14 protein-coding genes are annotated in these 15,327 nt (G+C 35.3%); all 14 read left to right on the forward strand.

Annotation, left to right across the window (positions count from 1 at the left end; translation table 11 throughout):
• Positions 1 to 4: 4 nt before the first annotated feature.
• The 14 genes from RWP19_RS06990 to nrdG all read left to right on the forward strand — a co-directional run bounded on the left by RWP19_RS06990 (position 5) and on the right by nrdG (position 15,326).
• Complete coding sequence (locus RWP19_RS06990) at positions 5 to 859, forward strand: phosphorylcholine transferase LicD (protein ID WP_295258296.1); 855 nt, start codon at positions 5 to 7, stop codon at positions 857 to 859.
• A 21-nt stretch (positions 860 to 880) separates the two neighbouring features.
• Complete coding sequence (locus tag RWP19_RS06995; RefSeq protein WP_314357056.1) at positions 881 to 1,603, forward strand: IspD/TarI family cytidylyltransferase; 723 nt, start codon at positions 881 to 883, stop codon at positions 1,601 to 1,603.
• A complete protein-coding gene (locus RWP19_RS07000; protein WP_314357057.1) occupies positions 1,596 to 2,645 on the forward strand; it encodes an NAD-dependent epimerase/dehydratase family protein in 1,050 nt (349 codons plus the stop codon). The genes RWP19_RS06995 and RWP19_RS07000 overlap by 8 nt, the downstream gene beginning before the upstream one ends.
• Positions 2,642 to 3,709, forward strand: coding sequence for a glycosyltransferase (locus RWP19_RS07005; protein ID WP_314357058.1), 1,068 nt, complete (start codon positions 2,642 to 2,644; stop codon positions 3,707 to 3,709). Before RWP19_RS07000 ends, RWP19_RS07005 begins: the two co-directional genes overlap by 4 nt.
• Positions 3,710 to 3,728: 19 nt before the next feature.
• Positions 3,729 to 4,970, forward strand: a complete 1,242-nt coding sequence (locus RWP19_RS07010; RefSeq protein WP_314357059.1) for an O-antigen ligase family protein — start codon at positions 3,729 to 3,731, stop codon at positions 4,968 to 4,970.
• Entirely contained in the window at positions 4,948 to 5,880 is a 933-nt protein-coding gene (locus RWP19_RS07015; protein ID WP_314357060.1) for an ATP-grasp fold amidoligase family protein, read from the forward strand. Before RWP19_RS07010 ends, RWP19_RS07015 begins: the two co-directional genes overlap by 23 nt.
• A complete protein-coding gene (locus tag RWP19_RS07020) occupies positions 5,858 to 6,997 on the forward strand; it encodes a CapA family protein (protein ID WP_314357062.1) in 1,140 nt (379 codons plus the stop codon). Before RWP19_RS07015 ends, RWP19_RS07020 begins: the two co-directional genes overlap by 23 nt.
• Entirely contained in the window at positions 6,997 to 8,448 is a 1,452-nt protein-coding gene (locus RWP19_RS07025) for a lipopolysaccharide biosynthesis protein (protein WP_295208716.1), read from the forward strand. Before RWP19_RS07020 ends, RWP19_RS07025 begins: the two co-directional genes overlap by 1 nt.
• A gap of 26 nt (positions 8,449 to 8,474) precedes the next feature.
• On the forward strand, positions 8,475 to 9,572 hold the full coding sequence (locus tag RWP19_RS07030) for an NAD-dependent epimerase/dehydratase family protein (RefSeq protein ID WP_314357063.1): 1,098 nt from the start codon (positions 8,475 to 8,477) through the stop codon (positions 9,570 to 9,572).
• The gene (locus RWP19_RS07035) at positions 9,573 to 10,739 is read left to right on the forward strand and encodes a nucleotide sugar dehydrogenase (RefSeq protein ID WP_314357065.1); all 1,167 of its coding nucleotides are present in this window, start codon (positions 9,573 to 9,575) and stop codon (positions 10,737 to 10,739) included. It begins immediately after the preceding gene.
• Between the two features lie 34 nt (positions 10,740 to 10,773).
• On the forward strand, positions 10,774 to 11,220 hold the full coding sequence (locus RWP19_RS07040) for a VanZ family protein (protein ID WP_295208723.1): 447 nt from the start codon (positions 10,774 to 10,776) through the stop codon (positions 11,218 to 11,220).
• A gap of 263 nt (positions 11,221 to 11,483) precedes the next feature.
• Positions 11,484 to 12,287, forward strand: a complete 804-nt coding sequence (locus RWP19_RS07045) for a CpsB/CapC family capsule biosynthesis tyrosine phosphatase (RefSeq protein ID WP_314357066.1) — start codon at positions 11,484 to 11,486, stop codon at positions 12,285 to 12,287.
• 245 nt (positions 12,288 to 12,532) lie between these two features.
• Complete coding sequence (gene nrdD / locus RWP19_RS07050) at positions 12,533 to 14,683, forward strand: anaerobic ribonucleoside-triphosphate reductase (RefSeq protein WP_314357068.1); 2,151 nt, start codon at positions 12,533 to 12,535, stop codon at positions 14,681 to 14,683.
• Positions 14,684 to 14,828: 145 nt separating this feature from the next.
• Positions 14,829 to 15,326 (forward strand): anaerobic ribonucleoside-triphosphate reductase activating protein, encoded by a 498-nt coding sequence (gene nrdG, locus RWP19_RS07055; protein WP_295258338.1) that lies wholly within the window; start codon positions 14,829 to 14,831, stop codon positions 15,324 to 15,326.
• Position 15,327: the final 1 nt, after the last annotated feature.

The following is a 15,327-nucleotide window of genomic DNA, read 5'->3' on the forward strand; positions in this document are numbered from 1 at the left end:
CCCTATGAGTACATCTATGACAAAGGAAATACAAGATAAAGAGCTTAGTATGTTGCTGTACTTTAAAGAGTTTTGTGACAAACATAATTTGCGCTTTTACCTCTGTGGCGGTGGCCTCATTGGGGCTATACGTCATAATGGCTTTATACCTTGGGATGACGACTTGGATTTATTTATGCCACGTCCAGATTACGAAAAGTTAGCTGAACTGTGGCCTAAGTATGCAGATACAGAACGGTATACTTATTGTCGTACAGATCGGCACCATATCTATCATGATGCAGGTGCTTCTATTAGAGATAATCATACGACATTTATTAATCGCCATAGTATGTATGAAGATATTTGTCATGGTTTAGCTCTTGAAATCATGCCTATTGATGGCTGTGCACCAGGTAAAATTAGTCGAGTGCTACAACTGATGTGGGCTATGACCTTTGCGCTTTTCAATGCACAACGGCTTCCAGATAATAAAGGACCGATATATCGTGCATTAGCAGGTTGTATCTACAAGGTATTCTCTAGTCAGTCATTACGTTACCATATATGGCGTTTTGCAGAAAAGCAAATGACCAAATATGATTTCAATACGAGTAAAGAGTGTACTGAGTTAATTGGTAGTTTAAAAGGCATGAAGTTACGGCATCCTCGAGAAGACTTTGCTTCTGTTGTATATAAAGCCTTTGAGGGTCATCAGATACCTGTTATGAAAGGGTATGAAAGATATTTACATCTTATTTGGGGCGATTATATGCAATTACCTCCAGTAGAACAGCGTGTAGCTAAACATGATGCTGTATTTGCTGATTTACATACACCTTACAAGGAGTATAAAGGTATACATTATGCCAAGAACTAAGCTCAACTTTAAGGAGGGTCTATGAAACGAATAGCAGTAATCTTTGCGGGTGGCGTCGGTGCTCGTATGAAGAATAGCAAGACGCCAAAACAGTTTCTTGAATGGAATGGTAGACCTATTTTGATTCAAACCTTAGATGTGTTTGAACAGACCGACTCTATTGATGGTATTGTTTTAGCCTGTAAAGCAGAGTGGATTGATCATACTCAAAATCTTATTAAAGAAGCAGGTTTACAAAAAATTGTATCCATTGTTCAAGGTGGAGACAGTGCTTTAGACTCTCAATATAATGGATTGATAGAGGCAAAACGGTTATTTCCTAATGAAGAGGTTACCGTATTGATTCACGATGGTGTTAGACCACTTGTGGATAAGGCAACAATAGAGCGAAATATTGAATCTGTAGAAGCAAAGGGGTCTGCTATTACTGTCACACCTGCTATTGAAACCGTTATGGTTACAGATAATGGTTCTATAAACCGTATCTTAAATCGTAGTGAATGCCTTATGGCAAAAGCACCTCAAAGTTTTAAACTAGATGATATTCTATCGGTTCATAATCAAGCTAAAGCAGAAGGTATCCATAATTTTATAGACTCTGCATCTATGATGATGCATTATGGATACACCTTGTATCCAGTATTAGGAGAGACAGAAAATATAAAGATTACTACACCATCTGATTATTATATGTTCACAGGTATCATTAAGAACCGTGAATTAGGAGGATTACAGGATGAGTAATTCCGTTATTAAACGTGAGTTAACCGCTTTACTACAAGATAAAGAGTACTTTGAATTCCTCCGCCATCAACGCATTCTTGTGACAGGTGCGACGGGACTTATTGGCTCTATGTTTATAAAACTGCTAATACTTGCCAATGAATCGTATGGTCTAGATATACAGGTAATAGGTCACATACGTAGTCATGATAAAGCACAAACTATTCTAGGGGATTATTTAGATAATGATTCTATTACACTTATTGATGGCTCTTTAGAATCGATTGATGTGCCTTGTGATTATATCTTACATGGTGCAGCGCCGACACAATCTAAGTTCTTTATGGAGCATCCTGTAGAAACTATTCGTACTTCTATTCATGGTACGGAGACCATGCTTGAATTAGGTCGTCATAAAACGATAAAAAAACTTGTTTATTTATCGAGCATGGAACAATATGGTGTACCTTATGAATCAGGACAAGTGATGACAGAAGAACGATTAGGGCATTTAGATCATTTAAATATTCGTAGTTCTTATTCTGAAAGTAAGAGATTATGTGAGTGTTATTGTAAGTCCTATGCTGTAGAATTTGGAGTTCCTGCTGTTATAGCTAGACTTGCTCAAACTTTTGGACCAGGTGTTCCTGTATCTGATAATCGTGTATTCATGCAGTTTACTAAGAGTGCTCTACGAAATGAAAACATTATTCTTCATACAAAAGGTGACTCCATGTCGAACTATTGTTACATTACGGATGCATTAACGGGTATCTTAACCCTCATGAAGGATGGAGAACCTGGAGAAGCGTACAATATATGTCATGATGAAGAAACACGCTCTATAGCAAGTATTGCACATTTAGTATCGAGGCATGTAAGTCATGATAAAAGCGAAGTAATTTTTGATATTCCTGAGGATGTGCAAGGCTTAGGCTATGCGCCGACAGTACACATGTTCTTAAGCTCTAAGAAGTTAAAATCCTTAGGTTGGCATCCTAAGGTGACAATGGCGCAGGCTTATGTGAGACTTGCAGAATATATTCAAGAGGAAGGCCTATGAAGAAGGAAATAATTATTGTTACCATCTCCCTTGGTAATGATGGAGCTGAACGAATTTTAACAGAGTTAGCTCGTCAATGGGTACATGATGGTCATCATATTACGGTCATCCAAACTAGTCCAAATCGTTATGGTAATGAATATACCTTAGAAAATGGGATTGAACAAATTGAAATCCATACTACAAGCTCTAATAAGGTAGTTCGATTTATGCAGGAAATTATAGAGCTAATTAAGATTTTGAAGACAAGACCTAACGCAACATGCTTGTCGTTTTTGTCGGCATCGAGCTTTATTTTAGCCATTAGCTCTTGGTTTGTGAAAAATCGCATCGTCTTTTCGGAGCGAAATAATCCGCGCAAGGTGCCTATTGGTTGGCATCAACAAGCGCTGCGTAATTTTGCCTTTAGATTTGCTGATGCTCTAGTATTCCAAACAGAAGACGCTCGCTCTTACTTCCCAAAATCTGTACAGGAACGTGGTGTTATTATTCCCAATCCTATTAATGGTAAATTGCCACCACCAATAGAAGGAGAACGTGAGAAGACGATTGTTACAGCCTGTCGATTACATCCTCAAAAGAATTTGCCTATGATGATCAATGCTTTTAGTATGCTGGCAGATGAGTTTCCAGACTATAAACTTGTTATTTATGGCCAAGGTATTTTAGAAGATGAACTACGTGCTCAAATTAAAGCGCTCAATTTAGAGAATCGTATTTTATTGCCTGGCTTTGCTAGTAATATTTTAGAGAAGGTCGCACCTTGTTCTATGTATGTTTCATCATCTGATTTTGAAGGTATTTCAAACTCTATGTTAGAAGCACTAGGAATGGGTTTACCTACAGTAGTTACAGACTGCCCAGTAGGTGGTGCTCGTATGGTAATAAACAGTGGAGAGAATGGTATCCTGGTGCCTGTAGGAGATACAAAAGTTATGTATGAAGCTATGCGTAGCGTTTTAAAAAATCCGGCACTAGCATCTAAACTTTCACAGGAAGCCATTAAGGTGCGTGATAAATTCCCACTATGCAAGATTGCTAAACGTTGGTTGGATGTTTTATGAGTTGTAAGGAGGAGAACCATTGAAGTTAAATATTACGGCTATTGCTGATCGCATGATATGGTTCATAACTCTAATTTTTTTAGTGTTGTCGTTGACCATTTCCTTTGCCCTTGGCGATGCGAATTATGGTGCTTATGTATTATTTGTATGCCTATTTGGTCTTATTGTTTTTTATCTTATACGAGAACAGGGAGTTATTAAATTTAAGCTTACTTCGTTACATGCTTATATGCTCCTATTCATTAGTGCATGTTATCTAAGTACTATTAATGCTATTGAGCCATCTGTAGCACTCAGTCGAAGTTTTGATATCGTAAAGATATTCTTTATGCTTATCATTTTATACATGTGTTATCAAGATAAAAAATCGGTGGACACATTATTAAAAATTGGTATGTGGACTGGTTATATAGTTTGTTTTTACACAGTATATTTCTATGGTTTAGATTACTTTATTACAGTTTTATCTTCTTCTGCACGAATTGCCAATGATGCATTAAATGCGAATACAGTTGGTTTATTAGGAGCCAATGCTATTGTCATGACATTGTATTATATGTTGTACGATCGTCCTCGTTGGTGGAATATTATTGCCCTACCTACATTAGGAATCCTAGCAGCTACTGGCAGTCGTAAAGCATTAGTGTTCGTTGTTGTTGGTACCGTATTACTATTCATTTTTAGAAGTTTACGTAGTGCTAATGTAGTGAACTCTATTGCAAAAATTATTGGATCATTGTTAGCTCTTACTATAGTTGGTGTTGCAGTATTACAACTACCTATGTTCTCGGAGGTATTGGACCGTATGTCGAGTATGGTCGATGCCTTTTCTGGTACTGGTGGTGACTCATCTACGATTATTCGTTTAGCTTTGGTAGATATCGGTTGGGATTTGTTTTATCAGTCACCTATAACTGGAGTAGGGGTTAATAATCCTTCTGTATATACCTTTTTCTTATATGGTAAAGAGAATTACTACTTACATAATAACTATATTGAATTATTAGCAGGTACTGGAGTCATTGGCTTATTGGCGTATTACTCTATGTATATATATATAGCATATAACTTAATTCGTTATCGAGATTTTCATAGTAATGAATACGTAATGGTCCTTATTTTGTTCCTTTCTCAAATTGTTATGGATATGGGGATGGTATCTTATGAAAGTAAGAGTACATACTTTTATATGATGATATTTTATTTAGAGGTGCAATTGCTCCGGAAAGGACGTAAAAATGAAGCTCAGCAAATTGTGTAAAGTTGGTATGTCCTTTTTAACAAAACCTTACTATCGAACGAGAGTATTAATTAAAATGGGCTGTTATGACTCATTGTCTGATGCGGACTTTCTAAAGAAGGTATTTCCTAAATATATGGGGTATCCTCTAGATTTAGAAAATCCAAAAATGTTTAGTGAAAAGTTACAATGGCTAAAAGTTAATTATAGAGAACCTATACAAACGGTAATGGTAGATAAGTATGAAGCCAAGCTTTTTATTGCACAGCGTGTAGGTGATCAATATATAATTCCTACACTTGCTGTATGGGATTCTGTAGAGGATATTGACCTTGATGCATTACCTAATCAATTTGTTTTGAAATGTACACATGATAGTGGGGGCATCGTAATTTGTAAAGATAAATCATCTTTTGACTTCGAAGCAGCTAAAGCTAAATTAAGTGCATCCTTACACCGAGATTATTCGCGTATAGCCAGAGAGTGGCCTTATAAAGATGTTCCTCGTCGGATTATAGCAGAGGAATATTTATCTGAGTTAGGTAGCAATGAAATCTTAGACTATAAAATGTATTGTTTCCATGGAGAGCCAAAATTAACAGTAGTATGTTCAAATCGTTTTTCTAAGACTGGAACACGTATGAACTTTTATGATATTGATTGGGAGCCAATGGGAATTCATTTTGGTCATTATCCACCATTGTCTACAGAGTTTCCTTTGCCCGTTACGTATGATGAGATGAAACGTTTAACCGCTGAACTTAGTAAGGATTGTCCGTTTTTACGTGTTGATTTTTATGAAATTAAAGGGCGCCTATATATTGGAGAGTTAACATTTTTCCCTGGTGCTGGATTTGAAAAGTTTCGTCCTATGTCAAAGGATTATGAATTAGGGGAGTGGTTACATCTTGAGAATTTACATCGGAGCTGATTTAGTTCCTACAGATATTAATAAAGCATTATTTGAAAATGGTAATGGTGAAGCCTTAGTAGGTAAAGAGCTGTATGAAATTCTTAAACAATCTGACTTAAATGTTTTTAACCTAGAGGTTCCCCTTACTGATGTAGAAACACCAATTGTGAAATTTGGTAATAATTTAATTGCACCTACAAAAACAATTCATGGCTATAAGGCGTTAGAACCTATATTTTTAACCTTAGCTAATAATCACTCCTTAGATCAAGGTGAGGAAGGTTTAACATCAACCTTAAATCTGTTAAAAAATCAAGATATTGCACATGCTGGGGCAGGTTCTAGTTTGAAGGAAGCTAAAAAGCCATTTATCTTTGAAAAAGAAGGTATACGAATAGGATTTTACTTATGTGTAGAACATGAGTTTACCGTTGCTTCTTGCCATACAATGGGGGCTAATCCATTTGATGTATTAGAGAGCTTTGATGAAGTTTTAGCTTTAAAAGAGCAGTGTGATTATGTTATAGTTTTATACCATGGTGGTAAGGAATTCTATCGTTATCCATCACCGATGTTACAACGCTACTGCCGCAAGTTTATTGATAGAGGTGCGAATCTTGTTATTTGTCAACATAATCACTGCGTAGGCTCTCGTGAAGACTATAATGGTGGTTCTATCATTTATGGTCAAGGTAACTTTATTTTTAATTCTGAATTTTATATAAACCATAAGGAATTCGTAAAAGATTCCTTATTAATCCGTGTAGAGGCAACAAAGGATAGCTTTATTGTATCTGAAGTACCAATTCGTAGCACTGAAATGGGAACACGTCAAGCTACTGAATCAGAAGCGGATGAAACTTTGACAGCTTATAAACAACGAAGTGAAAACATTAAAGATGCTTACTTTGTAGCTCAAGCCTATAAAGATTTTGCTGATACTCATATAAAGCGTTATTTGCGCGAATTTATTGGCAGATCATGTATTATACGTGCTATCAATGCATTATTTGGTCGAAAGTTAATGCAACTCATTTTAGGCAAAACAAGTTATTTAGCAATTCAAAACTACTTGGAATGTGAAGCTCACCATGAATTATTCTTGAGGGGCATTAAGAATATCAATAAAAAATAATGGATACTAAAATAGTAGCTGCTGCTAAATGGTCTGTCATAACAGAAGTTTTAGCAAAGCTTATTACACCACTAACAAATATAATATTGGCTCATATGCTAGCGCCAACTGCGTTTGGTATATTGGCAACGATTATGATGGTTATATCATTTGCAGAAATGCTTGCTGATGCGGGATTTCAGAAGTTCCTTGTACAACATGAGTTTGAAAGTGATAAAGAAAAGCAAGAGGCTACAGATGTGGCTTTTATTGCGAATTTAGTTCTTTCGATACTCTTGTGGGGAGGCATTATAATCGGTCGAGATGAATTGGCTGTACTAGTTGGCAACAATGGTTTAGGTATTCCATTGGCTATAATGGGGGCCATGATTCCGCTCTCTGCTTTTAGTAGTGTACAAATGGCTTTGTATCGACGAGACTTTAACTTTAAGTTTCTTCTTAACATTCGGCTCATTACAATTCTGACGCCTATATTAATATCCATACCTATGGCGCTTATGGGATATGACTACTGGTCTTTGATCGTCGGTATGTTAGGGGCTCAGTTGTTTACGGCTTTAGCCTTATTAAAGAGTAGGAAAAATCAAATCCATCTATTCTTTAGTTCTCGAGTCTTTATGAACATGTTTAGCTATAGTGCATGGTCACTGGCAGAAGCATTTTCTATTTGGCTTACCGCTTGGGTAGATACCTTTATTATTAGCCGATTTCTCGATGCTTACTATTTAGGGATATATAAAATGCCTATGGCTATTGTTACAACTGTCATGGCTATGGCGACGTCCTCATTAGCTCCGGTGTTGTTTGCCGCATTAAGTCGAGTACAACATGATCAACAGGAGTTTTCAAAGACGTTCTTTACCTTCCAACGCTATATGGCTTTATTCTTAGTTCCTATAGGGGTGGGGTTGTTTGTATTCCAAGATTTTGTGGTGCATTTATTACTTGGTCCACAATGGACTTTAGCTGGTATCGTTTTAGGATCTTGGGCACTGAGTTCTGCTATTATGACAGTAACGGCAAACTTAATTTCTGAAATCTTTCGTGCAAAAGGGGAGCCTAACTTATCATTTTGGACTCAAATATTGCACTTAGTTGTACTAATACCGGTTATTTATATTTGTATTCAATATGATTTTAGTACCTTTGTTTATGCTCGCTCGATAGTACGTATGGAAATGTTAATGGTTGCTATGATTTTCTTAGCATTATTTATACATATGAGTGCCTTACGGGTAATTACTAATATCGGTGTGTATTTAGTTACTGCATCTATTGTAGGAGCTCTTGCATATAGCACTTTACATTTGTACGATTCCGTATGGTGGACTGTAGCATGTATGCTCTTATGTGTAGTATTATATATAGCTATTTTATGTATTATCCCATCTGAGCGTGCTATGATTACTTCTGGATTTAAAAGAATCTTGAGTAAGGTGCAACGCTCATAATTAACAGAACTATGAAAGGAGTACATATGCTTTCAAAAAATGTAGACTTAAACAATACGGTGATTCTTGTAACGGGAGCCGCTGGATTTATAGGGGCTAATCTTGTTATGTCCTTATTATCTGAAGCAGAAGAGACTCGAATTATTGGCATAGATTCTGTTAATGATTACTATGACGTGGCCTTAAAGGATTATCGATTACAACAAATTGATGAAATAAGTAAAGATAATAAGAATACATGGATCTTTAAAAAAGGTAATATTGCAGATAAGGATTTTATTGAAGAAATCTTTTCTACTTATAAACCTCGTATTGTTGTCAACTTGGCAGCACAGGCTGGGGTACGTTACTCTATTACTAACCCGGATGCGTATATCGAGTCTAATATTATTGGTTTTTACAATATATTAGAGGCATGTCGTCATTCTTATGATGATGGTGAAAGCGGAGTGGAACATTTAGTCTATGCTTCATCATCTTCTGTATATGGTGCGAATAAACAAATTCCATACTCTACAGAGCATAAAGTAGATAATCCCGTATCTCTTTATGCAGCTACAAAAAAATCAAATGAATTATTGGCTTATTCTTATGCCAAGTTATATAACATTCCTAGTACAGGACTTCGTTTCTTTACAGTATATGGTCCGGCAGGCCGACCAGATATGGCGTACTTTGGTTTTACTAATACGTTGCGAAGCGGCGGTACTATAAAAATCTTTAATTATGGTAATTGTAAACGTGATTTTACCTATATTGATGATATTGTGGAGGGCGTATCTAAGGTGATGTGTGCCGCTCCAGAACGTCGTAATGGCGCTGATGGGTTACCTGTTCCTCCCTATGCTATCTATAATATAGGTAATAGTCATCCTGAAAATTTACTTGATTTTGTGCGTATTCTGTCAGAGGAATTAGTTGCTGCTGGTGTATTACCAGAAGATTATAATTTTGAAGACCATAAAGAGTTAGTGGCTATGCAACCCGGTGATGTACCTGTAACTTATGCAGATACAAGTGCTTTAGAAAAAGACTTTGGATTCAAGCCTAATACATCTTTACGTGAAGGATTACGGAAATTTGCTATATGGTATAAAAAGTTTTATATGATGGAGGGCAAATAAATGAAGATAGCAATTGCTGGTACAGGTTATGTAGGCCTTTCAAATGGTGTTTTATTAGCACAACATAATGAAGTGGTGGCTCTCGATATTATTCCTGAAAAGGTAGAAATGTTAAATCGCAAAGAGTCACCTATTGTAGATGCGGAATTGGAAGAATATTTAGCTACTAAAAAATTAAATTTTAAAGCTACATTAGATCCTACTGAGGCTTTTAAAGGTGCTGATTATGTTATTATTTCAACTCCTACTAATTACGATCCACAAAAAAATTTCTTTGATACATCTTCTGTAGAGCAAGTTATTAAAACAGTATTAGATGTTAATCCTGATGCTATTATGATTATAAAATCAACTGTGCCTGTTGGATATACCGTTCAAATGCGTAAAGAGTTTAATACGGAGAATTTAATTTTTTCCCCTGAGTTCTTACGTGAAGGCAAAGCTTTATATGATAACTTACATCCTTCCCGTATTGTGGTAGGAGAAAATTCTGAACGGGCCCGTCATTTTGGTCAACTATTAGCTGATGGTGCCGTTAAAGAAAATATACCTCAATTATATACGGACTCAACGGAAGCAGAAGCTATTAAGTTATTTGCTAATACGTATTTAGCACTTCGTGTGGCGTATTTTAATGAGCTTGATTCCTATGCAGAGGTACGTGGCCTTAGTACAAGCCAAATCATTAATGGTGTTTGTTTAGACCCTCGGATTGGTGATTTCTACAATAATCCATCCTTTGGTTATGGTGGATATTGCTTACCAAAGGATACTAAACAATTATTAGCTAATTATAATGATGTTCCACAAAACTTGATTTCGGCCATTGTAGATGCAAATCGTACTCGTAAAGATCATGTAGCTGATGTTATTATTGGTAAAAATCCTAAAATTGTTGGTATTTATCGCTTGACGATGAAAATGAACTCTGATAACTTTAGAGCATCTGCAATACAAGGTGTGATGAAGCGTATTAAGGCAAAAGGCATAGCAGTAGTTGTGTATGAACCGACTCTTGATGCAGAAGACTTTTTTAACTCACCTGTAATTCGCAACTTTGAAGACTTTAAACGTGTTAGTGATGTCATTGTTGCTAATCGTTGGGATAATAGTCTAGAAGATGTGAAGGATAAAGTTTACACAAGAGATATTTTTGACCGCGATTGAGGTAGATATGTATTATGGCGTTTAGGAGAGGACTATGAAACGTTGTATACTATATATTTTATTAGGCTTAATTGTGTTTTTTATATGGGATAATTCGATGCAAAATGGTGGATCTTCAGATGGATTTAGTATATTTTTTGCAGAGGCTTTTGTACCTATAGTAAATAAATTAGGCTTTCATGGAAATATATGGACCTTGAATAGGATTGTTCGAAAATTAGCCCATCTCACAGAGTTTACAATCCTTGGTAGTGTTTTATATACGATTTTACGTCGATATATTACATATGGTACAGTAATAAAGACTATAGCTTTAGGAATACTGATAGCTAGTCTTGATGAATTTATACAATTGTTTTCACCAGGTCGTAGCTCTCAACTTTCTGATATTTTAATTGATACTATCGGTGTTATTCTTGGGCTTTTACTGGTAAAATTAGTTTATTATATTGGATACAAGAGAAGTACATTTAAAAATTAATTTGTTAATAATATACCGATACGTAAAAATACCTCATAGTCATAGTGATTATGAGGTATTTTTAATGAAATTAAGGTGAGAATATTAAAAAAATATTAAATAAACATATTATAGTTTATCTATTTTTATATAAAAACCACTATACAAGCCACTTTTCCCTTGATATAATCATGAATATAAAATGAAAAATAAATGAGAATAATATGAACTTTATAAAGAGGACGATTTCTGTAAGGGAGTATCGTAAGTAGAAGGGAAAGAATATGAATCGGGTTGTTGATTTACATGGTTGTATTTTGCCAGCTGTATTAGGGCCTCAAGGGCCACTAACAATGGCAGAAACAGTAAAAATGATAAAATCTTTGGTCGAACAAGGTATTACAGATATTTTTAGTACACCTGATGTAACTGTATGTATGGATAAGAATACATGGGATGCAATGGGGACAACACTAAATGATGTGAAGCTTGCAGTAGGGGAACAACAAGTGGATGTCACTATTCATAGTGGGGCTCGAGTTATGCTTTGTGATGAAATGATCGAATATATTGCAGCTCATCGTAATCAATATTTATTGGGAAATAGCCATTTTATGTTAGTTTCAATCCCTGAAAATAGCAAAATCCATCATATTAATGCATGGTTAATAGATTTGCTCAATATGGGGATTATTCCTATTATTAGTGAAGTAGAAACACATCGTCAATTGTTTACAAAACCAGAGCAATTGTTGGAATGGGTAGATAAAGGCATTTTAATTCAATGTAATATGGCATCATTTAATCATAGTCAGTCTAACTATCATAGAGCTATTGAATTATATCGTAATGGACTAATTCACTTCTTAGGTACTGGGTATTGTAGTGAAAGTGATGTACAAGCTCATCAAGGATACGTAGAAGCTATTTCCAAATTAGATAGCACATACAAAAAAGATTTGTTGCCGAATATTCATCTTAATGAGCGCGATCTTTTAGCTGATCGTACATTCTATCCTGCAGTTCCTTCTGGTTGGATAGGTCAAAAGAACAACTTTTTGTCGCGTCTATTTGGCTTTACATTGTAATTGGTATAGGTTCTTTTATTCATGCTGTATTGGTATGTCTGGAAGAACCTATTTTTACTTTATATTGTATTTTTTCTTGAAAACAACCACCATATATAGTATACTGAGTTAGCAGTAAAAAATAGAGGATTTAGTAATAATTCTTTACATTTTTACATATAAATTTATAAAAAGTATGGTTTACCATACTTTTTTCTATGTCTTAACATATGTTTTAGCGGTAACAAAATGGGGAGGTTGCCAATATGTTGCAGGTCATCAAACGGGATGGTACAAAGGTGCCTTTCGACAAACACAAAATTGCTTTAGCTATTGAAAAGGCTGAACATAGTAGTACAGGGTTGTACGAAGAGGGGTTAGCAGAGCGTATTGCAAATGAAATTGAAGATTATGCTCATAAACTCCAAAAAGATATGACAATTTATGCTATTGAAGATCAAGTGTATTATAAGTTGATTGAGTATCATAATCCTGCAACGGCACGTGCCTATGAAGGTTATAAAGCTGTTCAAGCTTTCAAACGTCGTCAAAACACGACGGATGAAGATGTAATTGGTTTATTAGATCGTAGTAATGTTAGTGTTCTTGATGAAAATTCAAATAAAGATGCTGCAATCGTATCTACACAACGGGATTTGATTGCCGGTGAAGTATCTAAGGATATTGCTCGACGTAAGTTAATTCCTACGGATATTTTAGAGGCTCATGATAGTGGTGCTATCCATTTTCATGATATGGATTACATTATTCAGCCCATGTTTAACTGTTGCTTAATTAATTTAGAGGATATGCTCAATAATGGCACAGTTATTAATGGTAAAAAGATTGATACACCTAAGTCTTTTCAAGTTGCATGTACAGTAACAACTCAAATTATTGCACAAGTTGCATCTGGCCAATATGGTGGCCAAAGTATTAATGGTATCGATCGTATCTTGGCACCGTTCGTACGTAAATCTTACGAAAAAATTCTTAACAATGTTATTGAAGAACAAGTTGAAATTTACGGGATGGAACCAAATATGGAAAAGGCCCGTGAAATTGCTTGGAAACGTACGCGTAAAGAAGTTAAGGATGGAATCCAAACAATCCAATATCAAATCAATACATTAATGACTACTAATGGTCAATCTCCATTTGTTACATTATTTATGTATTTTAAACCTGATTATGAATATGCTAAAGAAGCTGCTCTTATTACAGAAGAGATTTTAAGTCAACGTATTAAAGGCGTAAAAAATGAGGCTGACGTATATATTACGCCAGCATTTCCTAAATTGATTTATGTTCTTGATGAACATAATGTAACGCCTGATAGTCCATATTATTATTTAACTGAACTAGCTGCACAATGTACTGCTAAACGCATGTACCCAGATTACATTTCCGCTAAGAAGATGAAAGAAAACTATGAAGGTAATGTATTTAGCCCGATGGGATGCCGTTCTTTCTTATCTCCTTGGAAGGATGAAAACGGGAACTATAAATTTGATGGCCGTTTTAATATGGGTGTTGTAAGTTTGAACTTGCCTCAAATTGGTATCTTAGCTCGCGGTAGTGAAGAGAAGTATTTTGAAATTTTAGACAAACGTCTCGAATTAGCGGAAAAAGCATTATTATTAAGATATAATCTATTAAAAGATGTGGTTAGTGATGTTTCTCCAATCCATTGGCAACATGGTGCTATTGCACGCCTGAAAAAAGGTGAAAAAATCGGTCGATTCCTCACTGGTGGCTATGCAACAATCTCTCTTGGTTACATCGGTATCTATGAAGCGACTCGTTTGATTACTGGTGAATCTAATACAGGTGAAAAAGGCCGTGTATTTGCCATGAAAATCATGGATCGTTTAAACGAGGCTATTAATCTATGGAATGATAAACATAACCTTGGTTTTGGGTTATATGGTACACCTGCAGAAAGCTTAACAAATCGATTCTCGTCTTTAGATCGTGCTCGTTTTGGTGTGATTGAAGATATTACTGATAAAGGATATTATACTAATAGTTATCACGTAAATGTTCGTGAAGAAATCAATGTATTTGATAAGTTTAATTTTGAATCTGAATTCCAAAAGAAATCGACAGGCGGTTGTATTTCCTATGCAGAAATTCCAAATATGACTAACAATATTCCGGCTGTTTTGACTATGATTCGATATATTTATGATCATATTTCTTATGCTGAGTTTAATACCAAGTCTGACTATTGTCACGAATGTGGTTTTGATGGTGAAATTAAGGTCAATGAACATAATGAATGGGAATGTCCTCGATGCCATAATACAAATCGTGATAAATTAACAGTTATTCGTCGTACTTGTGGCTACTTAGGTGAAAACTTCTGGAATGAAGGTCGTACGAAGGAAATTAAAGATCGTGTAATGCATATCTAATAATAAATAGTATTAGTATTTATTATTATAATTTTATATATCATAAAAGCTGTGCCTAAGGCACAGCTTTTACTGTATCTATAAGAAATTGAAATATATCTATATAGTGCTATTCAAAGTTGATAAACAGTACATGGAGGTAATGATGAGATATGGTCAAATAAGGCAATATGACATTGCCAATGGAGAAGGCATTCGTACATCTATATTCGTAACTGGCTGTACACATTGCTGTTATAACTGTTTTAATGAAGAGTATCAAGATTTTAATGCCGGTCAAGAATGGACTCAAGCTGAAACTGATTTAGTTGTATCGTATGTGAAAAATCCTACTTGCTCAGGCTTAACTTTATTGGGTGGGGAACCTTTTCAAAATGTACAAGGTTTATTACCCGTGGTGCAGGCAGTCCGCGCAGCAGTACCGGCAAAGAAAATTTGGGCCTATTCAGGTTATGAAATAGATGATATCTTAGATGATGAGTTGAGAAGCACATTATTACATGAAATTGATATTTTAGTAGATGGTCGCTTTATAGAAGAACTAAAAGACCCTGCATTACGCTTTAGAGGGTCATCTAATCAGCGTATTATAGATGTTAAAAAAACATTAGAAACTGGTGAAGTCGTATTAGCAATGGAGTAAG

It is taken from the genome of uncultured Veillonella sp. (genome assembly GCF_963522475.1).
In the GTDB taxonomy this organism is placed as follows: domain Bacteria; phylum Bacillota; class Negativicutes; order Veillonellales; family Veillonellaceae; genus Veillonella.

Excerpts from the sequence above, each read along its gene's own strand:
- nrdD (WP_314357068.1), top strand. The coding sequence starts at position 12,533 with ATGTTGCAGGTCATCAAACGGGATGGTACAAAGGTGCCTTTCGACAAA.
- RWP19_RS07025 (WP_295208716.1), top strand. The coding sequence starts at position 6,997 with ATGGATACTAAAATAGTAGCTGCTGCTAAATGGTCTGTCATAACAGAA.
- RWP19_RS07030 (WP_314357063.1), top strand. The coding sequence starts at position 8,475 with ATGCTTTCAAAAAATGTAGACTTAAACAATACGGTGATTCTTGTAACG.
- RWP19_RS06995 (WP_314357056.1), top strand. The coding sequence starts at position 881 with ATGAAACGAATAGCAGTAATCTTTGCGGGTGGCGTCGGTGCTCGTATG.
- RWP19_RS06990 (WP_295258296.1), top strand. The coding sequence starts at position 5 with ATGAGTACATCTATGACAAAGGAAATACAAGATAAAGAGCTTAGTATG.
- RWP19_RS07035 (WP_314357065.1), top strand. The coding sequence starts at position 9,573 with ATGAAGATAGCAATTGCTGGTACAGGTTATGTAGGCCTTTCAAATGGT.
- RWP19_RS07015 (WP_314357060.1), top strand. The coding sequence starts at position 4,948 with ATGAAGCTCAGCAAATTGTGTAAAGTTGGTATGTCCTTTTTAACAAAA.
- RWP19_RS07045 (WP_314357066.1), top strand. The coding sequence starts at position 11,484 with ATGAATCGGGTTGTTGATTTACATGGTTGTATTTTGCCAGCTGTATTA.
- RWP19_RS07005 (WP_314357058.1), top strand. The coding sequence starts at position 2,642 with ATGAAGAAGGAAATAATTATTGTTACCATCTCCCTTGGTAATGATGGA.
- nrdG (WP_295258338.1), top strand. The coding sequence starts at position 14,829 with ATGAGATATGGTCAAATAAGGCAATATGACATTGCCAATGGAGAAGGC.
- RWP19_RS07040 (WP_295208723.1), top strand. The coding sequence starts at position 10,774 with ATGAAACGTTGTATACTATATATTTTATTAGGCTTAATTGTGTTTTTT.
- RWP19_RS07000 (WP_314357057.1), top strand. The coding sequence starts at position 1,596 with ATGAGTAATTCCGTTATTAAACGTGAGTTAACCGCTTTACTACAAGAT.